Source organism: Vibrio sp. Evd11 (assembly GCF_900382755.1).
Classification (GTDB): Bacteria; Pseudomonadota; Gammaproteobacteria; order Enterobacterales; family Vibrionaceae; genus Vibrio; species Vibrio lentus.
The window spans coordinates 1-21,769 of record NZ_OSDX01000068.1; the positions used below are offsets into that span (position 1 = coordinate 1).

Sequence of the window (21,769 nt, forward strand, 5' to 3'; positions counted from 1 at the left end):
AAACATTACGTTAGACGGGATTTATGCAAAACTTAATGCTTAAGGTTCAGTCTATGAGGCATCACTTAAATGGAATCTTAGTTAAGGCAGTTCGTAAGCCTTTAGGCTGTTGATATATATTATTAATAGCACCTTTGAGCTTGCATGTTTAAACTTGAGGTTCGGTTTAAATGAGGTCTATCTATGAATGTTGTTTGTGCGGAAAAACAAGAACTGGCTGATATCTACCAGCTTGAACATACTTTGTTTGGCGAACACGCTTATCCGCAGTTTTTCTTTCGTCAGGCATTTGATTGTTGGGGGAAGGGCTTATTGGTGGCGAAACAAGATTCGCAGGTTGCGGGCTATGTGTTAATGACGCCAACCGACAAACCACAAGAGTATTGGGTTTTGTCGTTAGCTGTTGATAAAGAATTCCGAGGCATGGGAGTTGGGCGTTTATTGATGCAGCAGGCGATAGCGACACTGCCTCAAGAATCCAAAATATTGTTGACCGTAGATCCCAATAATACATGGGCTTGCGCGCTTTATGCATCGATGGGTTTTGTCACGATCAAAGAAGAAGATAACTATTTTGGCGAAGATGAGTCTAGATTGGTGATGCAGCTCATCATCTAATTTTGCTTAACCTTGTGTGTGCTGGTTCTCGCTTTCACACACCTAGGTCAACATCACGATACCGTGCATTAACACGACGCTAGAGGTGAGGCGAGTTCTCATGTCAAAGTAGCCATCCGGGCCTTCGCTTTGATTTTCTTCTCTCATCGACCTTTCCGCTCTCCAAACCGCAATATAGCCGATGATAAGAATCAGAGTAGTGAGAAACTCCTTTTGTTCCCCAAGTAGCACCGCTAACCACGCGAATAACACAGTCACGTTACTTAAAATCAGAGCCTTATTGCTCGATTGGCTTTCGAAATTTTCGATGCCACTTCCCCACAAAATACCCGACAAAAAACTCAATATGACCACGCTGTAGGTGATGAAGAGTGTCTCGCCACTCTGGCCCAAGAATTGACTGTCGGTTAGAGACAGCAGTAGGCCAAATAGAAACGGGATTAGCCCCATATAACCGAGCTTGGCCATGGTATTGCGGGTTTGAGTTGTCGCTAAATAATCAGACCTCATAGCTGCTGCTCAATCGCATTTTTGAGTGTCGCACTCACTGGTGATGTCGAGCTAGGGAAGGTTGCCACCACTTTACCTTCTTTGCTGATTAGGAATTTGTAGAAGTTCCACTTGGGTGTGACGCCTGCCTGTTGTTGAATTTCTGCAAACACAGGGTTAGCGCTACTGCCAGATAGTGATGCTCGCGCCATCATCGGAAAGGTAACACCATAGTCGAGGTAACAAATTTTGGCTGACTTCTCTTCGCTTCCTCGGTCTTGACGAAAATCGTTGCTTGGAAAGCCGACAACCGTGAAACCTTGATCTTTATAGGTCTGATGCAATTGCTCCAGTTGTTTAAATTGTGGTGTGAAGCCACATTGGCTGGCCGTGTTCACAACCAAAAGGGTTTTGCCTTGAAATTCTTCACACAGCTTTATTTCTTCGTTGGAGTTTAATAAACGTTGTTTGCCGTTGAGTATCTCAGGGCAACTTGATGCAACAGCGATAGAGCTCGTTAGGCTAGCAATCAGGGCGGTGGAGCAAAGCAGTGAAGGTTTCATAGGTTTGGCTCATTTTAGTTGGCGTAACTGTTAGTACTCTTGTGCAGCACGAAATGATCACTCTGCGAATCATTAACCGTCACTATTTGAGAACGAATCTAGTGTCATCGCTGATGATATATGGAGCGACCAAATGACTAATGTTCACCCTTGCACCAAGGCGAGCGGCTAACAGATACATGCCACCGATTTTACGATGGAGGAATAGGGCGTCTGCGGGTGGCGTGTGCCAATACTCTTGCTCCATGCTCAAGATGGTGCCAGCTTCACGAAGTCGTTGAGCGAGTCCGCTGGCTTTAAAATCGTAGTCTTCGTCTACCAACATGGGTTCACAAGCCATAGTCACTAAGTTAAGAATGGCTTGGCGCTGATCGGGCAGTATGGCTTCGCTAAAGAACCCAATCTGTTCGAGTGCTTGATTGAGCCCTGATTCGTCTTGATTAACAACAGAAGTAAAGGCCAAACGATAGCCATCACTGAAGCGGTCGCTGTATTCTCGGGTTGCCCCAAAATCTAACAGCCCAATCTGGCGCGTGTTTTCAACGTAAAGGTAGTTGGCGAAGTTGGGGTCGGTCTGCACCATCTTAAAATCGAACAATTCCCTGAACATTAGTTCGAGCAAGCTGCGCATGACAAAATCACGAGTACCTTGATCGTAACCTTCTATTTGCTCTATCGAGACACCTTCAATGAAGTCCATCGCGAGCACTGATTCTGAAGACATTTGAGGGTGAATCTTAGGCACGACGAAGTGAGCGTGTTCTTTCAGTGCATTATGGTAACGTGTCGCGTAGTCAGCCTCGCGAGCATAGTCCGCTTCATCATGGAGCTGTTTCTTCGCTTCTTCTAGTAAGCCTTTATAATCGACGGACTTGGGTATCAAACCAACGATGTTCAGCAATGTGCCTACGTTGTCCACATCACTGTCGATACTTTTTCGAATGCCTGGATATTGGACTTTGATGGCAAGTTTGTCTCCCGCATCACTGTAAGCTTGGTGAACTTGTCCTATGGACGCACTGGCGATAGGTTTAAAGTTGAAGGAAAGGAATTCGGCTTTCCAGTTGATGCCGAGTGAGCTTTCTAATACTTGGTTGAGCTGCTTTGTCGGCAGCGGGTCGGCGTCTGAGCGCAGGCGAGAAAGAATGTCGGCGAGTTCAGGTTCGAGAACATCGCCAGCGTCCATTGATAACATTTGGCCAAGCTTCATCGCTGCACCGCGCAGGTGTGCCAGTTGGTCAGTCAGGCGAGCAATGTTCTGCGGCGTCAGCATTAAGTCTTTTGCTTTCGGCCTATTGCCCTGTGCGAGTTGTTTGGTGCCTTCCGTTATCACATTACCCGCGACCCTTGTCGCCAGCGAGGCAAACTTACTGAATCTCGAAATTCGATGTGTAGGAAGGTTTCTCTCTTTTGCCGACATAAAGGTTCTCTCTGGGAATCAAGGTTGACTACAAAGTTCTATCAATCATTACACAACCTAATGTTTCGTTGTGATAACTTGTCTCGTGGAACAGTAAACAAAATTAGTAAGGACAAAACATGAAGTTTATTTGGTTGAAAGTGGCCGTCACGGTATTGGTATTCGCAGCACTGTTTGGCATTGTTTACTACAAAGTGGCCAGTGGTATGTCTTAATTCCAATGCAATTTAGTACAGCTATTTAGTACAGCTGTTTCCGTTGCAGCGTGACTGTCCAGTTAGCCAAAAAGAGACTTTATATCGGTTTTTGGCAAACCGCAGATAACACCAGTCGGCCATTGGCTTAAATATCGCCCAACGCAATGGGGCATATAGCCAACCTTTACCAACCAGCTTCCACGCTTGGTAAGTCACGTCCAAACCCAGTAGCAGTTTTCCATTCTCATCGAGTGCATGCAAAATCGTGTTGGCTGCGTCAGCATCAATCTGCGGGTAGTCTGAAAACGCCTCACTGTAGATATCGATGGTTTGAATCTGATTTTTGGTATCATGCTTGGCAAGCGCTGCCATCTCTTTTGCGCAAAGTGGACAAGTGCCATCGTAAAATATCGTTAATGCAGTCATTGTTTTTCTTACTCTTTTCGTCAATAGCAATCTATACGACATCACCAATTAGGTGGATCATTCTGCCCAGTTATCCGACACTGTCATTGTGAGAACTATTTTACAGTATCATCTAGAGGTAACATCCGTTCCATGCATTTACAAATTAAGAGCCTATCTCCAATGACAACAAAGTTAATGACCCGTTTCATTATAGCTATGACTGCCCTGATGCTAAGTGGTTGTGTTAGCTACAGCGTGACTGAGCAAGAAATGACGAACTATCTGCAAGATTCGGTGATGTTAGAGCAGGAAGTGGGTGTACAAAACGTTATGTACGCGCAAGTCGCTGTCGATGACTTAGCGGTGCAAATTGGTAGAGCTGATACCGAGCGTGTGTCTGTTTTAGCGAACACCAATGCAAAAGTTCAGGTGTTCAATATGCCGAATATGGGGTTGGACTTGGATATTGAGTTCAGTGCGATTCCTGAATACGACAAAGAGAGTGGCGAGATTTATTTGAAATCACTGCGTTTAGAGCGCTTTGAAGAAAAAGATAAACAGCTTTCTCCAGAGATTGCCAAACTACTTAAGCCTGCCGTTTCTATGATTGGTTTTGCTTTGTCCCAGTCTCCCGTTTATAAGCTCGACAGCAATAAAGTGCAAGAGTCGTTGATTAAGTCATCGGAACCCAATCTAGTGATCCGAGATAATAAGTTGGTTATCGAATTGTTTGATTAGAGGCTTGTTGTATTAAAGGTTAACTAGTTTTAGCCCGAGTACGGAGTAACTTGTTATTGTGTACTCGGGCTGAGGTTAATTCACTCTTTTGATTGTTGTTGGATAAAAGCCATTAATCAGCAATTTATTTGGTGCTAGGGCATTCAGTCGAGATGTCTCCAAACTGTTGTTCATGAACCTTGATTGTCAGATCACTCGGTTTACTCCAATCGATGATTAACTCAAAAACAGTGTCATAATCTGAATTTGGCCATTCTGGGATTGGGTCAACGTTATCAAAGCGATGCTTAATCAAAGTAACAAGCACTTCAATACTGATGTGTTCCCACGCCAGTAAAAGATCTGCATTACGATATTTATCTAAGAATAACTCATCAAGAATTCCTTCAAAGTCATTCCAACCATATTGTGTGTTGATGGGCATGCCATATTGGATCGCAGTTGGAGCAATGGTTACCAAAGGACGAACGTAGCTATAACATTCACCATCGCCATGCAGCTCGCAGGTTTTAATTGATGGGTTTGGGGCAAAGATGTAGTCCGGTTTATTGAACTCACGTTGAATATAGTCTGGTAATAATAGTGCCCTGTTCAATCCCTGACAGGTTAGGTTACCAAGGCCGTCATCTGGCTTTTCTGCATGTCGAACAAGAATAATTCGTTGCACTTCATCGTTACTTGTTTTTTCTGCTTCCGCAGTCGCAGTATTACAAGCCATACCTAAGAGTACCGCCAAGAATATTTTTACTTTCATTTTTTACTCGAAATTTATTTAGCACTCCTTGCAAGGTTAATAACGATATTTTCCTTAACATCATTTGTACGTGTGTTTAATTTAGAACTCGAACTTTGCTTTTAGGGCAAATACCACATCGGTTTTATTCTGGATTAAATTGATGTTGTCGAAGCCATTGGTCAGATCAATCGCGGTGTGATTCAGAACTTGCACACTTGGAGAAATTTGCAGCCATGGTGTGATTTGAGCTCGGTAATACGCTTCAGTTGTATATTGGTCATCTAAGTCCAACCCTTGCGTTGTGCTCTCCATTGGGCTTGCCCAGTTAACTGCCAGTCCAAACATGTCTTGGTTTCTCTGTGCAGGAATGTAACCAAAGCCGACGCTTACTGAGGCGTCGTACATGGCTCCGCCATCTTGAGCCCATCCAGCCCTAATGAAAGGCAACCAACGCTCAGCCACTAAACCTGATAGAGACAGGTTGATACCGTAACCTTCATCATCGTTTCCAACTGCGTCACGCTGCCATAGGCTGATATGAGCATTGCTGATGAACAGCATATCTTTACTTGGTGTCCAACCGAGTTCTAAGCTTTTCCAAGTAGCTCCTGTGTCAAAGAGCTCTTTGGCTCCTTCTACTAAGTCAGAAGCGTTGCCTTTAGCATCAAGAATACTGGCCGAGCCATAAATGCTATCTGAGAAAAAACCGCCGGCCATAACACCCAGTGCACCATCAGGCAATCCACCAATCGTTCCACTACCGGAAGTAAACACACCATTGTTGAAGTCATTCCATGGACTAGCTAACGCATAAAAATCGGTGTAATCCGTCATGTCTAAGAAACCGGCGTAAACCACCATCTGTTCTTGCATTAGAGATTGACGCCAAAATAAATGAGTGGTTCTAAAGCCTTGATCACCATATAAGGAGTGAGCAAAACCTAAGTAACCGAGATCGGCCAAACCGTATTCTTTCGGGGAGTTTTCAGTGTATTTATGTCGATGTTCAAACTTGAAAACAATTCCACCTTTGTCTCCATCTTCTGTCTCTAGAAGATCCCATTGACCAAAGACTCTTAATGCTCCTGCCGCGGCAGATGAATCCCCAAGAGGATCAATCGCTCCCATACTCAGCATGTTGTAATCCATGCCCAACTGTAAGCCATGTTCTTTTTGAAGGTTTTGCTTGGTTTCATTCCATGAATCGTAATGTGAACGCGAAGCTGAGGACTCTACTGGCATTACTTCAGCGGTTGTTGCCCCTGATGCCAATATCAGAGCAACCGTTGACAGATTCAAAAGATGTTTCATTTTAACCTCTTAGTAATTACGACTCAGCTTGGTTAATCAAACACGCTGAGTGCAAAAATAATGATGTATCTAATTTAGGAGTGGGTGACTGAACTCGATTATTACTTCGCCTATTTGCCGTCATGGTATTCGCGATATCGGAACTGAAGAAATTCGGTTTGTCTGACCCAATAGGACAATGACCGTTGAGGTTTTAGAAATAGGCGCGGTATAAGAACCAAGCTGCCGTGTCATCAACATGTTGAGTTTTGACGGCTGATTTTACGTCGCCATAAGTGTTCTCAACTCTTAGCTCTCCCCAGCGAGATTTATCTTGTGATAAAGGTGTTGCTAGACGGAGTGTTGTTTTCAAGGTGCTGCTTTCAAGATCGCCGTCGATGTATGTGTATTCCGGATTGAAGGTGAAAAAAGTGCCATCGTCGCCAGTTTTAACGTTTAGGAATGCTGCAGCAGTACCACCAATCGCGGTTTGGTCGTTGATGCCAAATCCACCGCTTTGGATAAAGTCTTCTTTGTATTCACCTGCTAATGCGCCTGCGCGAAGGAACACAGTAAAACGTTCACTGTCCGTGTTAATTGCTGCTACGCCACCGACTGCTGCAGTGCTGACCATGTCGTTGTCTATAAGATCGAGTGACGCCGCGACTTTAGGGACTGATGCGCTATCAAGATTGAATACATGGAAGTATTGGACACGTGCATCACTGTATTTGCCTTCATTCGTCATATTGCCTTCGGCTACGATCATGGCCTGCTGTTGTTGATTGATTGGCCTTGCCATGGTGCCCATCGCCTTCACTTTACCGGTGTTGCTAAGACCAACAGTGAATGAGGTTACAGCGCGTGCAACATCGGATGGATCCACATTTTGTTCTTCATCAGCCAAAATGAAAGGAGAGGTAAGCAGTGATAAGGTCAAAGCGGTCGCGGTAAAAGTCTTGGTGGTATTCATATCGGTATTTCACATAGGTTGTTTAGATAAGCCGGAATGATATAAACGTTTAATGGAAACTCAGAATTGCTATTGTCTGACGTGATCAGACAAACTACTTGAACCTTGTTGGTTTTTTTTGAGGTAGAAGTCGTAACCTATTTATGTTCTGTCTATACTCATCACGTCAAAGTGATTGATTTTAAAGCAACAAAGCATAATTTGAATATTGGAGTCATCTATGAATTTCAGCCTCGAGCAACTCTCCACTTTTGTGACGGTTTACGAGCAAAAATCTTTTAGCAAGGCGGCCGCTAAGCTAGATAAACACCGTAGTACCGTCGGGCAAGTTGTTGTCAATTTAGAGGATATTCTTGATGTCGCACTCTTTGAGCGCAAAGGTCGCAGTGTTGAAGCAACACAAGAAGGGAAGTTACTTTACCGCTATGCAAAGCAAGCCGTCGAGCAGCTAAAAGCCTTTGATAAAATAGCGCTCAACATTTCCCGAGGCGAACCAGAAACCATCAATATTGGTTATCTAAGCTTTATGCCACAGCTCATTTTGGTTGATATCAGGATGCAATTACAAAAAGACTTTCCAGGTTGTAGAGTCAATATGCTGGTCATGAATAAAAAGGAGATTAAGCAGGGGATTGAAGATGGGACACTGCACTTCGGTTTTGTGAATACTCATGAGAGTAGGGCGATGAATAGCTTTCACGCGGTTTACCTAGAAACTCTTACGCTGATCCCATTCGCAAGTAAAGGCAGTGAACTGAGTAAAACGCCACCAAACGAACTGTTCTCTAAGTTAAAAATATCTAAGCAGTTAATCTTGAAATCATTAATCGATGAAGGGATGGCAGATAAAGTCACCCTTTCTGCTAACTATGAGCTTGTTGACCAACTTGCGCTTGTGATCCAATTGGTTCAGCTGGACTTAGGTTGGGCGTTACTTCCTCGCTCTGTTATTTACTCTGAATTTGTGCAGCAAAATTTAATTGAGCTCAAGCCTACTGAGATTAAAAAAGGGTTAGAGATTCCCATTTCATTATGGAGCCCACACTCTTTGCATATTGAAGGGATAAGGGAATCTATCGTTACTGCTGCTAATGAATACATCCAACACGTTTATGATGAATACTTCTAACTTGGATTTATTAGATGAAAAAACAGCCAGTAAAAATCACTGGCTGTTATGAGGGCATATTAGTGCGCGTTAGGTAGATCGTCTCCAATCGCTTGTCGTAACTTCATCAGTTTCGTTCTTTGCCAGATATTCGTACTTGATATCTGAATCTCGAACTCTTGGTGTTCATCACAAAAGATCGCTGATGGCAATTGGTCATAACTTCCGATCAAATCATCAAGTTGCACCTGAGACAAATTGGCGACATCTACGCCGACTTCGCTTACATATGAGGCCAGTTTACTCTCCTGAACTAACGTTGGCGCTTTCGGTTCTTTGACAGATATTTGTTGTCCTGTTTGTTTAAAACTAGACACATCAAATCCCATATCATCGACGCTAGTTGCACTTGTCGTTCCTGAAAACGAACCCGTGAGTAGCAATGCACATATAGCCTTTTTGATCATGATTACCTCACCTTTTTCTATAGTTGCGGATTGCCAGAGGCACCCGAGTCATCGATAGAAATCGTTGGTACTGTTAGGTTTTCCAAGAACTTTTCTTTGCTCAACCCTTCAAATCGTGATTCATCCGATGGTGTGTTACGAATGGGTTGGCCTGCCCATACTTTTTGGAACTCAGCTTCTTTAACCACTTGCTCACCATTTACGATGACATAAGAAATACCGGTTGTTGGATTGCCTTGTTCTTTGGCTTTGTAAGTCGCATTATCGGTTACGTTTTCTGGGTCGAAAATGGTGATATCCGCAACCATGCCTTCTTGCATACGACCACGAACTTTCATTGATTCAACCCCCGCATCACCTAGGTGCTTTGCTGCCCAGTAAGACGTTTGAGCAAGTGTGAATAACAATGGTACGCCTTCTTCACGTGCCATACGTAATACTTTGCCTCGAGTACCCGCAGTTCGAGGGTGACCTTGATATTCTGTTGGATCGGCATCCCAAGAATCAGTACCTAAACCTGAATAGATAGAATCTGCTGCAACGGTCATGTTTGGAATTTGTAGCCAGTATTTCATCCAATCTTTACGTGCAGGGCTAAACAGAACCACCAAGTGACCCGGATCTTCAGCGGCAATGACCAGATACTCTTCTTTGGTCAGAAATTTATCGCGTGTTGGGTCGTACATCATTTCTTCATACTTCGCGTTGTACATCCCTTCCACAGACTCAGGTACAAGGAAAGATGAACCAATCGCAGTGGATGCCGCATCATATGGGTAGTATTCAGACCACATCACTAAGCCTTTTTCTCGTGCAAGCTTTAGCTTTTCTTCTACTTCCCACCAACCGAAGTCGTTGTTGTGGTGCATCAAAAATGGTAAGTCGAGAAGCATCGCATTGGTAAAGATTTCGTCAAAACCTAGCTGTGCTTCTGGATTTGAAGGGTTAGCGTGAAAACGTGTATGTGATGATACAAATCGGTCCCAGTTTGCTGCGACTTTCATGGACTCGTACATCTCAAATGCCGTCAAACCATCTTTCATATAAGCGGTTGTTGAAGCTAGGTTCAATGCACCTTCTGCAAAGCCTTGATCAAGAACAGAAAGGATTTGGTTCATCTGCTCGATGTCAGCTTTTGTCTCAGACCAGCCACTCACACCGTCTTTAGCCGCTTCAGTTCGAAGCGAGCCAAGAATAGTAGTTGCATCATGTGGGCCTGTAATTTTCACTTCAGGATCTAGGATTTGAAGACGAGCTCCTTCGTGGCTTACACCAGTACCGTAGTTCAGTGGCCATTTACCCGCTTTTTCTTCATACCACTCACCGACGCGAATCGCACCGACTTCCAGATCCATACCCGTTGTTACACCATCTAGGGCTGCAAGCTTGATAGATAAACCATCTAGCGAGTGAAAGTGGGTATCAATGAAACCTGGGGCAACCACTTGATTTGTTGCATCGATTGTCTCGTCACCGTCGAGTTTTTCTGCCGTAATTTTGATGATTTGACCATCTTTGATCCCGACGTTTAATACAGCATCCAGCATGCTTTCAGGGTCCATCACTCGTCCATTCTCGATAACTAGGTCGTAATCCGCGGCAAAAGCTCCTGACGCTCCTAGGCACAATGCGATACTAACAAGTCCGCTTATGCGGCCTTTCTTGAATGATTTTTTCATGATTTCTCTCTTTGTTGCTGGAAAGGTTAAAAGTGTTTACCTATTTCAGCTGAAATTAATTGTCGTACTGCCGTTTGTATTTCTGGCTTACCTTTGGAAGCTGAGATAATTCTAGCCCAATTTTTATATAACAAAATTTCAGTTTGTCTGATCTGATCCTACAAATTAAAAGCCCTGAGTTAATGATGAGAGTCTTGGTGTTGGTCTTTGAAAGTGGTTTCCCATTATTTGGACGGAATGGATATCGTTGAGGCATAGAACCAAAATATGAATATCAGCAAGGTGGCTATCGGTTTGATGGTGATTCAGGCTTTCGAGTGGCGCTGCTTTACTTCACCCATTTATTGAATTCGTCACGTATCTCACCTTTACTTTACTCTTGTGAGCAAGCCATCGCTTCAGTCATCAAATGATAAAAAAGATAAAGGTGAACGAACTATGAAGAATCCAGTGATAGCGGATACCAAGCCAATCAAAGTGGAGCTAACTGAAGGGGAAGAGTATTACTTCTGTACCTGTGGGAAGTCGAAAAACCAACCGTTTTGTGATGGTTCTCATGCCGGAACCTGCTTTAAACCGAAGAGTTTCGTGGCCGAAGAAAACGGCGACGCTTACCTATGCCGCTGTAAATATTCGAACAACCTACCTTTTTGTGATGGCACTCATAAACAGTTTACGGCGGAACAAGTGGGGCAAGAAGGACCAGAGGTTCATATTCAATCGGCGAGTCCCGATCTTTCACCTGCTGCGAGCGCAACCAAAGAAGAACCCACTGTCGAGTTTATCCATCAACTGGCGCGCGATGGTTTATCTAAGGTTGGGCATCATGGACCCATGACCTCAATGGGTGTACCAAGATATCTATTGCCGCATTGGGATGATATTCAGGTCATGGTTGCTCAAATGGCGACCAAACCTCGGCTTGAAAATGTGCCTGTGGGTACGGAACTGATTATTGGCCCTAAAGCGAAGAAGCCGCTCAAGTTGAACATCTCCTTGTTTGTGTCCGATATGAGTTTTGGGTCGCTATCTGAAGAAGCAAAAGTCTCGTTGGCGACAGGCGCGGAACTCGCAGGGACAGGTATCTGTTCTGGAGAGGGCGGTATGTTACCCGAAGAGCAAGCCGCGAACTCTCGTTACTTTTATGAACTGGCCAGTGCTCAGTTTGGTTACGATGAAGCTAAGCTTAAAAACGTTCAAGCCTTTCACTTTAAAGGCGGGCAGGGGGCTAAAACCGGAACAGGCGGTCATCTGCCGGGAGTTAAGAACATCGGTAAGATTGCAGAGGTACGCGGCATTGAAGCGGGTACGGCTGCGATTTCTCCACCAACCTTTGTTGATCTAAAAACCGTCGAGGATTTCAAAAAGTTCGCCGACAGAGTTCGAGAAGTGACGGGCGGAATCCCGATAGGCTTCAAGTTGAGTGCCAATCACATTGAAGAAGACATTCAGTTCGCGCTTGATGCCAGTGCTGATTACATCATCTTGGATGGGCGCGGAGGTGGTACAGGCGCTGCACCTGAAATGTTCCGAGACCATATCAGTGTTCCCACCATTCCAGCACTTGCTCGTGCCAGAGCTTATCTAGATAAACAAGGTGTCAGTGACAGAGTCACATTGATCATCACGGGCGGTTTGCGAGTACCGATGGACTTCGTGAAAGCGATGGCGCTTGGCGCTGATGGTGTCGCCATCTCGAACAGCGCCATGCAGTCGATTGGTTGTGTGGCGGCGAGAATGTGTAATACCAACAATTGCCCAGCAGGCATCGCGACTCAAAAAGCCGACTTACGCCAACGGCTAAACGTTGAAAAGGCATCGAACCAATTGAAGAACTTCTTCGAAGCTTCGACTGAATTGATGCAAGTGATGGCGAGAGCGTGCGGCCATGATCATTTGAATCAATTTAACCCGCACGATTTAGCGACATGGAATCGTGAAATGGCAGAGTTGTCAGGCATTACTTATTCAGGCATCAGCCCTTTAAATCAATCTAAGTAATTAACACCTCAATAAAGCACACCCACTGCATTTTTGGGTGTGCTTATTTTTGCCATGCAATACCAATCTATATTCCACCTGCTGTAATGCACTGCTTTATTAGCGTTTTAAAATTATTTCCTATTTCTTGAAAATATCACTTTACCTCAAGTTAACTTGAGGTTTTATCATCCTGCTTAATCTAAAAACACAGACAATCGCCTGATGGTTGTATAGACCAACAAATGACGAATTGCAGGTGAGAAAAATTAAGCAGGTTAGGGTATGGAACAGAATCAAGTGACTGAATATTTTGCACGAATAGGCTTATCTGAAACGAGTGTTATTACCGTCGAAAGCCTCAAAGCCATTCATCAGCATCAACACAGAAGTATCCCATTCGAAAACTTCGATGTGATCAATGGACAAGCGATTCAACTATCTCCGGAAGCGCTTTACCAAAAGCTGGTGGTTAATCAGCGAGGTGGTTATTGCCAAGAGCTTAATGGACTGCTGCTGAATGTGTTAACCCACTTGGGCTTTGAAGCCAGAAGCCTATTTGGCCGTGTTCACCTCGCAGGTGAGCCGACAGGACGCAGCCACCGCGTGACCATGGTGACTATTGATGACAAGCAATGGCTGGTGGATGCGGGCTTTGGCACCTTTACACCTCGAGCTCCGTTGCTGCTAGAAACCGATCTTGAGCAGTCCAATGATTTACAGACCTTCCGTTTCATAGAAGACGAATTGTACGGCTTGCTATTGCAAATCAAGCAGGGTGAAGAGTGGATGAAGGTATACAGCCTAGACATGACTCACGTGTGTGCGAACGATTTAGAGTCGAGCAACTTTTTTACATCTAACAGCCCGAAATCGATTTTTACATCGAACTGTATTGCGGCGCTGCCGATTGAAGATGGGATTGTCACGCTACTTAACCAGAAAATTAAAATTAGCAAAAACGGCTCAACAGAAGAGTGGTTGCTTGAAGACGAACCCTCTTATTTTGCTGCATTAAAAACGTACTTTGGCTTAACCCTAAAGGTACCTTTCCCAGCTTTAGAGAAATGTTTCTAACCGATTTAAAGGATCAACAATGAAAGTATTAGCCATTGGCGCCACTAACAGTAAGACGTCGATCAACCAACAATTAGCGGCTTATACCGCAAGCCTTGCGAACAACGCGCAAGTAGAGGTGCTCGATCTTAATGATTTCGAGATGCCCATTTACAGTGAAGACAGAGAAAAAGAGTCTGGCGTTCATCAACACGCGCAGCGCTTTTTTAGCAAGATTGGCGAAGCAGATGCTGTCGTCATCTCTTTTGCAGAGTACAACGGTTCATACACCGCAGCCTTTAAGAATGTGTTTGATTGGACATCACGAATCGACATGAAAGTGTACCAAGGCAAACCTGTTGTGATGCTCTCCACATCACCAGGCCCAGGTGGCGCAAGCTCTGTGTTGTCGTCTGCGGTAAATTCCGCACCTTACTTTGATGCTGATGTGAAGGGGTCGATGTCGGTGCCAAGTTTCTACGACAACTTTAATGTAGAAACGGGTGAGATCATCAATGCCGAAATGGCCGAGAGTCTGAAATCGATCATGAGTCAGATCTAACTGCTTCAGCGAGTGAGAGGATTACTACATCGGTGCACAGATAAATAGATAAATAAATAGATACATACATAAATGGCCATCAAGCGATGGCCATTTAATTGCGTCATTGTCTATTGTGATAGCTCTGCTGCGGTGTCAACGAATATACCTTGAATGTCTTTCGCTTCACGCTCTGTTTGTCCGCCATGTTTTAGAAACGCACCGATGATTGCTGCTGTTTTTTGCTCTTTTGCACGCTCTAGGAAGTAACGAAGCTCTAGCTCTGCGCCCGCTTGCTCATCTTTGATTGAAGCCGCGATGATCTCTTTGTACATAACGATGTCACGTACTTCTAACTGGCTGATCACACCTAATGTTGTTGCTAAGAAATCGTTTAGGTCGGCCTTCGGTACGAACTGCGTGATGATGTTACGGCTCTCTGCTTGTTGAGCAGTAAAATCGTTGCCGAGTAACAATGCTTGTAGCGCTTTGTTTTTACCCATGCGTCTTGCAAATTGAACTGCGCCTTGGCCACCCGTTGGGATGTTTACATGAATTTCTGGTTGTGCGAACGCTGAGTTTTCAGTGCCATAAGCTAGGTCACACGCCATCACAAATTCATTACCGCCCCCACGAGCCACACCATCAACCACTGCAACAGACACTTGCTTCATTGATTTGATGTTCTCAATCATGTGATTGAATTCAATCGAACCCGCTTGTCCACCTTGTGTACCGTTGATCACATTGAGATCTAAGTGAGCTAAGAAGAAGCTTTCATTCAATGATTTAAATACAACAACCTTGGTATCACGATCATCTTTCAATGACAGAACGAATGCGTTGATCTCATTGATCAAATCGAAAGTCAGTACGTTCACTGGTGGGTTGTTGATAGATACAGTTGCAATGCCATTTTGGTTAGTTACAGATAGTAGTGTCATGGGATGTTCCTCTATTAGTTCGGGACTTAATGTTGTCTCCGTTATGTGCAGCTACTATAGATTTGTAATAAGATGAGAAAAATAGGCAAATTGGCACAATATTGGTGCTTAAAATGCAACAAAGGGCGTTATGGATATATCGAGTCGTTTATTATTGTTACTTGAAGTGGTCGAGCTTGGTTCGTTTGTCAAAGTGGCGGAGCAAAGAAACGTTGATCGCTCTGTTATCTCAAAGCAGATTAGCCGTCTTGAGGAAGAGCTCAATGTTCGGTTATTGAATCGAACAACCCGTTCGTTATCTCTGACTGCGGCTGGCAATGAGATGGTCAATCAAGCGCATCAACTTCGAGCATTGTTGAACAACACTCGACGCCTAGCGCAAAACTACCACGCAGAGCCTCGTGGCTTACTGAGAATCACTAGCTCAACCATGTTTGGTCGACAGTATGTTCAGCAAGCGATTGCTGTATTTCAAAAACAATATCCAGACGTCGATTTTGAATTGAGACTTGAAGACCGAATCGTAGACATGGTTAAAGAAGGGTTTGATATCGGTTTTCGTATCGGTAAGCCAAAGAATTCGAGCCTGATTAGCCGTAAGATTGCTCGAAGTCGATTGCTGATTGTTGCTTCCCCAGAGTTCATTGCTGAGCATGGAGAGATCAACACCATCGAAAAGTTAGAGTCATTACCTGCCACCATTTATGCCGCTCCGGGATTGCTGATCGACAAGTTTTCCTATGTTGACCAAAAAGGGCAAGCGCAGCATTTTCAACTCAACGCGACTTATAAAGTGAATGATGTTGAAATGATTTCCAAGAGTGCTTTAACGGGCAGTACGCTCGCCGTCGTCACAGCGCAAATGATTGAAGATGAAGTACTGAACGGCGAGTTGGTGCCTATCATGACTCATTTACACTTGGATGACTTCGGTACTTTCTATGCGGTGTACCCACATCGAGATGCTCCAATAAAAACCAAGCTTTTCATTGATACATTGAAAAACATTGTTGGTGAAGAGCAGCCTGTGTGGGAGCAAGGTATTCCCGGCTTTGACAGTATGTATGGTAATCGTCCAGCGAAGTCATAGACCAAAGGTTCAATCTGGGCTCTTGATAGATCGTCGTTTTCAATTTAGTCCAAACCTAAATTTTAACTCATACTTAAAGTTAAAGTGAACTCTATTATACTGGTCAGTATCAGGACGAAATGGCTATTTAAACAGGAAGTAAAACAACATGAGAAACATTGTATACCTCACCATTGGTCAGCTGTCAGAGCGCAGTGGGGTCGCACCTTCGGCGTTGCGTTTTTATGAAACCAAAGGGTTGATTGCTTCGATTCGCACTAACGGAAATCAACGTCGTTATCAGTCGGCGATGCTGCGCAGAATCGCGCTAATACAAGTGGCGCAGTCGATAGGCTTCAAGCTGGAAGAGATCACCGAAGAGTTGTCTACTTTACCAATGAACCAGACCGCGACTAAGCGAGATTGGGAGCGAGTCGCGAAGAAATGGCAGGGGCAACTCGACAGCAAGATGGCGCAGATTAAATCGCTACAAGAAAACCTAACCGGCTGTATCGGTTGTGGTTGTTTGAGTATGCAGAAGTGCCAATTGTTGAACCCTGAAGATATTCTGCATGACCAAGGGCAGGGCGCACAACGCATTGTTGAGTAGCCCTGAATCAAGTTTCCCTATCTGAGGTCGTCGAATCCAATACACTCTATCTGATGGTCGTTTAGCCACTGCTTGAGTGCCGGGCTGGTGAGAAGTTGGTATTCCTCAACACGCTTCTCACGATAACCAGATAATGACTTAAGCTCATCAGTGACAGAAAGCGATGGGTGACACATCAATTCGACAACCCCTTTCGGCATTACGGTTTGATAGCTCAGCAGTAAATCTTGTAAACGAGCAAGTGATACGCCGTCATCGAAAAATCGCATATCAAAAGCGTCGGGTGTGGCGACTTTTAGTGAATCTTGACCATTCACAATGTTATCGATTCGTCTGACCGGAAGACCAATCTGATTGACGGTGCGAGTAAACGCGGCTTTGAGTGGTTTAAATACACCACCAAAGTGATGGCTATCGATGTGGTTGATCGTTAATCCTGCATTGATGGCCGCTCGGTATTGAGCGTTGAGCTCAAGTGTTACTTGCTCTTCGACGACATCGGCTTTATTGAACAGAGTGACGTTGTCTAAGAAGTTGCCTTGAACATCCACCAAGCTAGGAACAAGCTCAGGTGGCGTCAGGGGTTTTCCTGCAGTAACGGTAAAGTGCAAACCAACCTCTGGGACTTTCCCTTGGTGATAAAGCTCCACAGCGTGTTGTGTGCCCGGCTGATTCATCATAATAGTGGTCGACTTGACCATACCTGCTTGTAAGCAATCGACGATGCCGTGGTTAACACTTTCTGTGAGTCCGAAATCATCGGCATTTAAGATCAGTTTCATCGCTAGCCTTCTTATTACTTAGTTTCTATGCGTTACTCATCAGTGCGGCAAAGGTTGGTTGTCTTGTGCTCAATGTCAGTTGATTTTCTATCTAATTGCAGGTCAATCTAGCTTCAATCGGTGAGCAAAGGCTGGCATGAAGTCTAAGTTTTCACGGATGGTTTCTTGTAATGCTTCATCGATATGCGAGCCACTGTCGACAATAGGGTTCAGAATCAATGCGCGCTTGGCAATCGCGATATCACCCGTCATTGCGGCTTTCACGGTGAGTGTTTCAAACTCTTTCATTTGCTGGATGAGGCGTAGAGTATCGCTATCAAAAGGTTCGACATTCAATGGCAGGATCTCACTGCTGGTGATCACCGAACTCACTTCAACTGCGCAGTCGTCAGGAAGGCCTTGAATCGCACCGTTATTACGAGTGTTGACGTGCATGATAGAACGTTTGTTGTTGTGAATACTGCTCATTAGCTCACAAGCTGCTTCAGAGTAGTACGCACCACCTCGCTCTTCTAACAACTGAGGCTTGGTGTCTAACATCGGGTCTTGATAGATCGCCAACAGTTGTTCTTCTACCTTAGCGACAAGGTCTGCTCGGTTGGTACTGTTCTCTGAAGCTGCGAATTCTTTGTCGAGAATATCTCGTGATTGGTAGTAGTAGCGTAGGTAGGCACATGGCACGAGGTTTAATGATCGAATCAGCTCGCCATCCCATTCAAAGGGTGGAATGTTTTTCGGCATCATTTGGTCGTTACCACCGAGTAACTGATCAATCACCTCTCCGAGCTTATCTTTGCCTTCATGAAGCACTTTTCTCGCCCACACCAAGTGATTTAAGCCAGCAATTTGCATAGTAATGTCGGCACGTTCTGCACCTAGCATTTCAGCCGCGCCACGTTCCATGTTGACGGGTACATTGCATAGGCCAACCGTCTTGATGGTTGAGTGTTTAATCAAGGCTTCGGTCACCATGCCTGACGGGTTGGTGAAGTTTAGAAGCCAAGCGCCTGGGCAGAGTGTTTCCATTTCTTTGGCAATTTCTAGCGCAATTGGGATGGTGCGACAGGCATTTGAGAAGCCACCTAAGCCATTCGTTTCTTGGCCAATCATGCGGTATTTCAATGCGATTCGCTCATCTCGCAGCCGTGCTTCCAAACGACCTGCTCGAAACTGTGAACACACGAAATCAGCGTCGATTAAGGCAGATTGTCTATCTGTAGTGAGGTGAAAAGCGATGTCGCAGTTGGCTTTTTTGATCATACGCTTGGTTAAATCCGCAATCACTTTTGCCTTGTCCATCCCTTCTTCGATATCGACTAACCACAAGTCAGAGATCGGCAGTTCGTGATGACGATTAAGGAGACCTTCAATGAGTTCTGGGGTGTAACTTGAGCCACCACCAATTACGACAACTTTGAGTTTTTGACTCTGTTTCATGTTACTCACCATTTATTTTGTAGATTACGTGGTTTAATCTATACGATGGTTATACACACCAACAAACCAGTAATGATGAGATATGAATTAATGAGGTTAATCCATGGGATTGTTCGAAAATCGCCAACAAACGCTGTCGCTGCTACACACCTTTAGTGTTGCAGCCAAACATTTGAGTTTCACGCAGGCGGCTGATGAACTCTGTTTGACTCAAGGGGCAGTGAGCCATCGCATTAAAAAGTTAGAGCAACAACTTAAGTTCAACTTGTTCATTCGTAAAACTCGTAAGCTCGAATTAACGCCCGAGGGACAGCGTGTTTTGTCGATGCTCAACATCTCGTTTGAGTCGATATTCTCGGAGCTAACGGACATCAAAACTGGAGAACTAAGCGGCGAATTGTATATCGCAACGTCGCCTTATTTTGCTTCGTCTTGGCTGATGCCACGCCTGCCAGAATTTAGAAAACTCTATCCAAATTTAAGCATCAAATTACAGACCAAACAGAACCAATCTGATTTCCAGTTTGAACCTTATGACGTGGCAATTTTCTATAGCGAAGGTCATTATCCGAATCACTATAGTGAGCGGTTATTTACAGGCGTGAGAACGCCGGTTTGTAGCCCTGAATATGCGCAAAAACTCAATCTTGAAAAGGGTGTTGATCGCTTAGAGCAAGCGCGCTTTATACACAGTGGTGACATCACCGCATGGCAACGTTGGTTGGAAGAAACACAAGGTGATGTTGACTGTACTCTGCAGTGTGATTATTACAGCGATAATCGCTTGGCAATGGATGCTGCAATATTGTCGATGGGAGTGGCTTTGGGGCGCCTAGAGTTCATGCAACCACAGATTGACCAAGGACTGTTGGTCGCACCATTTATGAGCATCGAATCAGGAAAAGGTTATGACTTGGTGTGTCCGAAAGGGATGGATCAGCGAACCAAGTTCCAAGTGTTCTCTCAATGGATCAAGCAACAGCTATGACGAAATCTCACGGCTAGACAAAACAAAGTAGAAGGTCTAGTTTAGGTGGTTCTTTCAATAAAAGAAGAGGTTAGTTATGTTCAGCCATGTTTTTCTCGGTACTGAAGATATTGAACGCGCGAAGTCTTTCTATGATCCAATTATGAAGGTGCTTGGTTACAACGAAGGTTCCGTTGATCCGAAAGGACGCTGTGTTTACGTTAGCCAAACGGGTGTATTAGGTTTAACCAAACCGATTGATGGTCAGCCAGCAACGCACGGCAATGGCATGACGGTGGGTTTTCTAGCGTCTTCACCTGAAGTTGTGGATGAGTGGCACCGTGTTGGCGTAGAAAATGGCGGCACAAGTATTGAAAACGGCCCCGGTGCGAGAGGCTCTGACGAACGTCGTCTTTACATGGCCTATTTGCGAGATCCTGATGGAAATAAGATCTGTGCAACTCACTTTATGCCTTAGTTCGCCTTGTGCGGTAGTTTAACTTTTAGCATAGTTTAACTTATGCCTAGCTCGCCCTATGTCATCGTTCACTTTATGCCATAGTGGCGTATAATTAGATCGTATTGATTGTTCAGAGCTTGTGAATCCCGGCTCTGAACTTGTAAGTTTTCCTGAAGACTCACAAATATTGCAAAGGATCTGTCAGATGTCACCAAACGAACTGTTTTATGAGAGCTTTGAGCGCTGCAGGATCGACCAAGAATTTTTAGAAACCTTCTTGGCTGATTTTTGTGAGCATAACCCTAGGTTTTCAGAACGATTTGAAAGCATTGGATTAGAGCAACAAACCAAGATGCTCAAAGCTTCTATTATCCTAATCTATAACTCGTCAGGTTTATCAAGCGTGAGAAACTCGGTTAAGAGGCTAGGTAAAAGACATAAAGATTTGGGGATGGATATCTCAGAGCAAGAGCTAAACGAGTGGTTTAATTCGTTGCTCAACACTGTTAAAAAGTACGACCCGCATTACAACGAGCAAGTTGAGCAAGCGTGGGCAGAAACGCTTGAGGCTGGCCTCAATATCATGAAACAAGAATGTGTTGTGCCACACCCTGTGAATCAATAAGTAAGTCACCAGCAGCTTTTCTTAAAAGGTAGACTTCATTTGAAAGGTAAGCCATGAATCCGGCTTACCTAAATTTCTAATATCCTGACTCTCTAATCAAAAATGAGCTGCCCAACCCACCAAGAAGCCTTGTGTGGCAGTATCGTATTCAAAAGTGCCTTTGTTTTCGTAATCAACCCAAGTGGATTTGTAGGCGAGATTTAAATCTGACCAGTCGTTAATTTGATAACGAACTCCTGTTAGCAAAGAACTGGTAAAGTCAGTGTCGCTGCCAAGCCCCATGTCTAGGCTGGTATGTACTGTCCAACTTTTGTTGAGTTCTTTGGTCCATCGAACACCGACAAGATAATCGATCCAATCTTCATTGAGTGATTTACGTAAATCCACATTTCCTTTGGAACCATAGAGCCTTGTATCAATATCGTTGTCCCACCAACGTATCCCCACCATATAATCAATCATCCCGATATCATATTGATAGCGTTTGAACCCCTTAGCCTCTAAAACGCCTTGTCTTATATCGACATTGCCTTTCAAAATGTTTTTGTTTATGTCTAGGGCGTGTTGATCTTTCGTGAGTGTTTTTTGAACAGCATGGTAAAGAGTTATAAT

23 protein-coding genes and 1 pseudogene are annotated in these 21,769 nt (G+C 44.4%); 11 read left to right on the top strand and 13 right to left on the bottom strand.

Annotated features, from left to right (window positions below):
* Positions 1-183: 183 nt before the first annotated feature.
* Positions 184-618 carry an N-acetyltransferase gene (locus ED652_RS20055; protein ID WP_122055941.1) on the top strand — a complete coding sequence of 145 codons (435 nt, stop codon included), beginning with the start codon at positions 184-186 and terminating at the stop codon, positions 616-618.
* Positions 619-660: 42 nt separating this feature from the next.
* On the opposite strand, the gene ED652_RS20060 is transcribed toward ED652_RS20055, so the two are convergent.
* The 4 genes from ED652_RS20060 to ED652_RS20075 form a co-directional block, all read right to left on the bottom strand.
* Positions 661-1,128: a DUF3429 domain-containing protein gene (locus ED652_RS20060; RefSeq protein WP_122055942.1), complete on the bottom strand. Its 468-nt coding sequence runs from the start codon at positions 1,126-1,128 to the stop codon at positions 661-663.
* The gene (locus tag ED652_RS20065; RefSeq protein ID WP_122055943.1) at positions 1,125-1,670 is read right to left on the bottom strand and encodes a glutathione peroxidase; all 546 of its coding nucleotides are present in this window, start codon (positions 1,668-1,670) and stop codon (positions 1,125-1,127) included. The genes ED652_RS20060 and ED652_RS20065 overlap by 4 nt, the downstream gene beginning before the upstream one ends.
* An 82-nt stretch (positions 1,671-1,752) precedes the next feature.
* Positions 1,753-3,090 (bottom strand): AarF/ABC1/UbiB kinase family protein, encoded by a 1,338-nt coding sequence (locus ED652_RS20070; protein ID WP_122055944.1) that lies wholly within the window; start codon positions 3,088-3,090, stop codon positions 1,753-1,755.
* 236 nt (positions 3,091-3,326) lie between these two features.
* On the bottom strand, positions 3,327-3,713 hold the full coding sequence (locus ED652_RS20075) for a thiol-disulfide oxidoreductase DCC family protein (protein ID WP_102339571.1): 387 nt from the start codon (positions 3,711-3,713) through the stop codon (positions 3,327-3,329).
* A gap of 162 nt (positions 3,714-3,875) precedes the next feature.
* Between ED652_RS20075 and ED652_RS20080 the strand changes: the two genes are divergently transcribed.
* Positions 3,876-4,433 (top strand): DUF1439 domain-containing protein, encoded by a 558-nt coding sequence (locus ED652_RS20080; protein ID WP_102310723.1) that lies wholly within the window; start codon positions 3,876-3,878, stop codon positions 4,431-4,433.
* A 124-nt stretch (positions 4,434-4,557) separates the two neighbouring features.
* On the opposite strand, the gene ED652_RS20085 is transcribed toward ED652_RS20080, so the two are convergent.
* The 3 genes from ED652_RS20085 to ED652_RS20095 form a co-directional block, all read right to left on the bottom strand.
* Positions 4,558-5,187 carry a histidine phosphatase family protein gene (locus tag ED652_RS20085; protein ID WP_122055945.1) on the bottom strand — a complete coding sequence of 210 codons (630 nt, stop codon included), beginning with the start codon at positions 5,185-5,187 and terminating at the stop codon, positions 4,558-4,560.
* Positions 5,188-5,268: 81 nt separating this feature from the next.
* Positions 5,269-6,480, bottom strand: a complete 1,212-nt coding sequence (locus ED652_RS20090) for a carbohydrate porin (RefSeq protein WP_122055946.1) — start codon at positions 6,478-6,480, stop codon at positions 5,269-5,271.
* Positions 6,481-6,673: 193 nt separating this feature from the next.
* Complete coding sequence (locus tag ED652_RS20095) at positions 6,674-7,432, bottom strand: hypothetical protein (protein WP_122055947.1); 759 nt, start codon at positions 7,430-7,432, stop codon at positions 6,674-6,676.
* 220 nt (positions 7,433-7,652) lie between these two features.
* Here ED652_RS20095 and ED652_RS20100 point away from each other — a divergent pair, with 220 nt between their 5' ends.
* On the top strand, positions 7,653-8,561 hold the full coding sequence (locus tag ED652_RS20100; protein WP_065112090.1) for a LysR family transcriptional regulator: 909 nt from the start codon (positions 7,653-7,655) through the stop codon (positions 8,559-8,561).
* A gap of 59 nt (positions 8,562-8,620) precedes the next feature.
* Here ED652_RS20100 and ED652_RS20105 read toward each other — a convergent pair whose 3' ends face one another.
* On the bottom strand, positions 8,621-9,007 hold the full coding sequence (locus tag ED652_RS20105) for a hypothetical protein (protein ID WP_065112091.1): 387 nt from the start codon (positions 9,005-9,007) through the stop codon (positions 8,621-8,623).
* Positions 9,008-9,024: 17 nt separating this feature from the next.
* On the bottom strand, positions 9,025-10,686 hold the full coding sequence (locus ED652_RS20110) for an amidohydrolase family protein (protein ID WP_065112092.1): 1,662 nt from the start codon (positions 10,684-10,686) through the stop codon (positions 9,025-9,027).
* A gap of 438 nt (positions 10,687-11,124) precedes the next feature.
* Between ED652_RS20110 and ED652_RS20115 the strand changes: the two genes are divergently transcribed.
* From ED652_RS20115 to ED652_RS20125, 3 genes are all read left to right on the top strand, one after another.
* Positions 11,125-12,687, top strand: coding sequence for a glutamate synthase-related protein (locus tag ED652_RS20115; protein ID WP_122055948.1), 1,563 nt, complete (start codon positions 11,125-11,127; stop codon positions 12,685-12,687).
* A 264-nt stretch (positions 12,688-12,951) separates the two neighbouring features.
* A complete protein-coding gene (locus ED652_RS20120) occupies positions 12,952-13,743 on the top strand; it encodes an arylamine N-acetyltransferase (RefSeq protein ID WP_122055949.1) in 792 nt (263 codons plus the stop codon).
* A 19-nt stretch (positions 13,744-13,762) separates the two neighbouring features.
* Complete coding sequence (locus ED652_RS20125) at positions 13,763-14,284, top strand: NADPH-dependent FMN reductase (protein WP_122055950.1); 522 nt, start codon at positions 13,763-13,765, stop codon at positions 14,282-14,284.
* 110 nt (positions 14,285-14,394) lie between these two features.
* Here ED652_RS20125 and ED652_RS20130 read toward each other — a convergent pair whose 3' ends face one another.
* Positions 14,395-15,207 (bottom strand): enoyl-CoA hydratase/isomerase family protein, encoded by an 813-nt coding sequence (locus tag ED652_RS20130; protein WP_122055951.1) that lies wholly within the window; start codon positions 15,205-15,207, stop codon positions 14,395-14,397.
* 130 nt (positions 15,208-15,337) lie between these two features.
* Here ED652_RS20130 and ED652_RS20135 point away from each other — a divergent pair, with 130 nt between their 5' ends.
* A complete protein-coding gene (locus ED652_RS20135) occupies positions 15,338-16,297 on the top strand; it encodes a LysR family transcriptional regulator (RefSeq protein WP_122055952.1) in 960 nt (319 codons plus the stop codon).
* A gap of 148 nt (positions 16,298-16,445) precedes the next feature.
* Positions 16,446-16,886, top strand: coding sequence for a redox-sensitive transcriptional activator SoxR (gene soxR / locus ED652_RS20140; RefSeq protein WP_122055953.1), 441 nt, complete (start codon positions 16,446-16,448; stop codon positions 16,884-16,886).
* A gap of 17 nt (positions 16,887-16,903) precedes the next feature.
* Here soxR and ED652_RS20145 read toward each other — a convergent pair whose 3' ends face one another.
* Both ED652_RS20145 and ED652_RS20150 read right to left on the bottom strand, forming a co-directional pair.
* Positions 16,904-17,668 carry a carbohydrate deacetylase gene (locus tag ED652_RS20145; protein WP_122055954.1) on the bottom strand — a complete coding sequence of 255 codons (765 nt, stop codon included), beginning with the start codon at positions 17,666-17,668 and terminating at the stop codon, positions 16,904-16,906.
* 102 nt (positions 17,669-17,770) lie between these two features.
* Positions 17,771-19,105 (bottom strand): 6-phospho-beta-glucosidase, encoded by a 1,335-nt coding sequence (locus ED652_RS20150; RefSeq protein ID WP_122055955.1) that lies wholly within the window; start codon positions 19,103-19,105, stop codon positions 17,771-17,773.
* Positions 19,106-19,208: 103 nt separating this feature from the next.
* Here ED652_RS20150 and ED652_RS20155 point away from each other — a divergent pair, with 103 nt between their 5' ends.
* The 3 genes from ED652_RS20155 to ED652_RS20165 all read left to right on the top strand — a co-directional run bounded on the left by ED652_RS20155 (position 19,209) and on the right by ED652_RS20165 (position 21,157).
* Complete coding sequence (locus tag ED652_RS20155; RefSeq protein WP_122055956.1) at positions 19,209-20,093, top strand: LysR substrate-binding domain-containing protein; 885 nt, start codon at positions 19,209-19,211, stop codon at positions 20,091-20,093.
* A gap of 76 nt (positions 20,094-20,169) precedes the next feature.
* Positions 20,170-20,550, top strand: a complete 381-nt coding sequence (locus ED652_RS20160) for a VOC family protein (protein ID WP_017105496.1) — start codon at positions 20,170-20,172, stop codon at positions 20,548-20,550.
* A 187-nt stretch (positions 20,551-20,737) separates the two neighbouring features.
* The gene (locus tag ED652_RS20165) at positions 20,738-21,157 is read left to right on the top strand and encodes a globin (RefSeq protein WP_122055957.1); all 420 of its coding nucleotides are present in this window, start codon (positions 20,738-20,740) and stop codon (positions 21,155-21,157) included.
* A gap of 96 nt (positions 21,158-21,253) precedes the next feature.
* Here ED652_RS20165 and ED652_RS20170 read toward each other — a convergent pair.
* Positions 21,254-21,769 (bottom strand): annotated as a pseudogene (locus tag ED652_RS20170) (hypothetical protein); the annotation flags it as partial.

Excerpts from the sequence above, each read along its gene's own strand:
- ED652_RS20055 (WP_122055941.1), top strand. The coding sequence starts at position 184 with ATGAATGTTGTTTGTGCGGAAAAACAAGAACTGGCTGATATCTACCAG.
- ED652_RS20060 (WP_122055942.1), bottom strand. The coding sequence starts at position 1,128 with ATGAGGTCTGATTATTTAGCGACAACTCAAACCCGCAATACCATGGCC.
- ED652_RS20065 (WP_122055943.1), bottom strand. The coding sequence starts at position 1,670 with ATGAAACCTTCACTGCTTTGCTCCACCGCCCTGATTGCTAGCCTAACG.
- ED652_RS20070 (WP_122055944.1), bottom strand. The coding sequence starts at position 3,090 with ATGTCGGCAAAAGAGAGAAACCTTCCTACACATCGAATTTCGAGATTC.
- ED652_RS20075 (WP_102339571.1), bottom strand. The coding sequence starts at position 3,713 with ATGACTGCATTAACGATATTTTACGATGGCACTTGTCCACTTTGCGCA.
- ED652_RS20080 (WP_102310723.1), top strand. The coding sequence starts at position 3,876 with ATGACAACAAAGTTAATGACCCGTTTCATTATAGCTATGACTGCCCTG.
- ED652_RS20085 (WP_122055945.1), bottom strand. The coding sequence starts at position 5,187 with ATGAAAGTAAAAATATTCTTGGCGGTACTCTTAGGTATGGCTTGTAAT.
- ED652_RS20090 (WP_122055946.1), bottom strand. The coding sequence starts at position 6,480 with ATGAAACATCTTTTGAATCTGTCAACGGTTGCTCTGATATTGGCATCA.
- ED652_RS20095 (WP_122055947.1), bottom strand. The coding sequence starts at position 7,432 with ATGAATACCACCAAGACTTTTACCGCGACCGCTTTGACCTTATCACTG.
- ED652_RS20100 (WP_065112090.1), top strand. The coding sequence starts at position 7,653 with ATGAATTTCAGCCTCGAGCAACTCTCCACTTTTGTGACGGTTTACGAG.
- ED652_RS20105 (WP_065112091.1), bottom strand. The coding sequence starts at position 9,007 with ATGATCAAAAAGGCTATATGTGCATTGCTACTCACGGGTTCGTTTTCA.
- ED652_RS20110 (WP_065112092.1), bottom strand. The coding sequence starts at position 10,686 with ATGAAAAAATCATTCAAGAAAGGCCGCATAAGCGGACTTGTTAGTATC.
- ED652_RS20115 (WP_122055948.1), top strand. The coding sequence starts at position 11,125 with ATGAAGAATCCAGTGATAGCGGATACCAAGCCAATCAAAGTGGAGCTA.
- ED652_RS20120 (WP_122055949.1), top strand. The coding sequence starts at position 12,952 with ATGGAACAGAATCAAGTGACTGAATATTTTGCACGAATAGGCTTATCT.
- ED652_RS20125 (WP_122055950.1), top strand. The coding sequence starts at position 13,763 with ATGAAAGTATTAGCCATTGGCGCCACTAACAGTAAGACGTCGATCAAC.
- ED652_RS20130 (WP_122055951.1), bottom strand. The coding sequence starts at position 15,207 with ATGACACTACTATCTGTAACTAACCAAAATGGCATTGCAACTGTATCT.
- ED652_RS20135 (WP_122055952.1), top strand. The coding sequence starts at position 15,338 with ATGGATATATCGAGTCGTTTATTATTGTTACTTGAAGTGGTCGAGCTT.
- soxR (WP_122055953.1), top strand. The coding sequence starts at position 16,446 with ATGAGAAACATTGTATACCTCACCATTGGTCAGCTGTCAGAGCGCAGT.
- ED652_RS20145 (WP_122055954.1), bottom strand. The coding sequence starts at position 17,668 with ATGAAACTGATCTTAAATGCCGATGATTTCGGACTCACAGAAAGTGTT.
- ED652_RS20150 (WP_122055955.1), bottom strand. The coding sequence starts at position 19,105 with ATGAAACAGAGTCAAAAACTCAAAGTTGTCGTAATTGGTGGTGGCTCA.
- ED652_RS20155 (WP_122055956.1), top strand. The coding sequence starts at position 19,209 with ATGGGATTGTTCGAAAATCGCCAACAAACGCTGTCGCTGCTACACACC.
- ED652_RS20160 (WP_017105496.1), top strand. The coding sequence starts at position 20,170 with ATGTTCAGCCATGTTTTTCTCGGTACTGAAGATATTGAACGCGCGAAG.
- ED652_RS20165 (WP_122055957.1), top strand. The coding sequence starts at position 20,738 with ATGTCACCAAACGAACTGTTTTATGAGAGCTTTGAGCGCTGCAGGATC.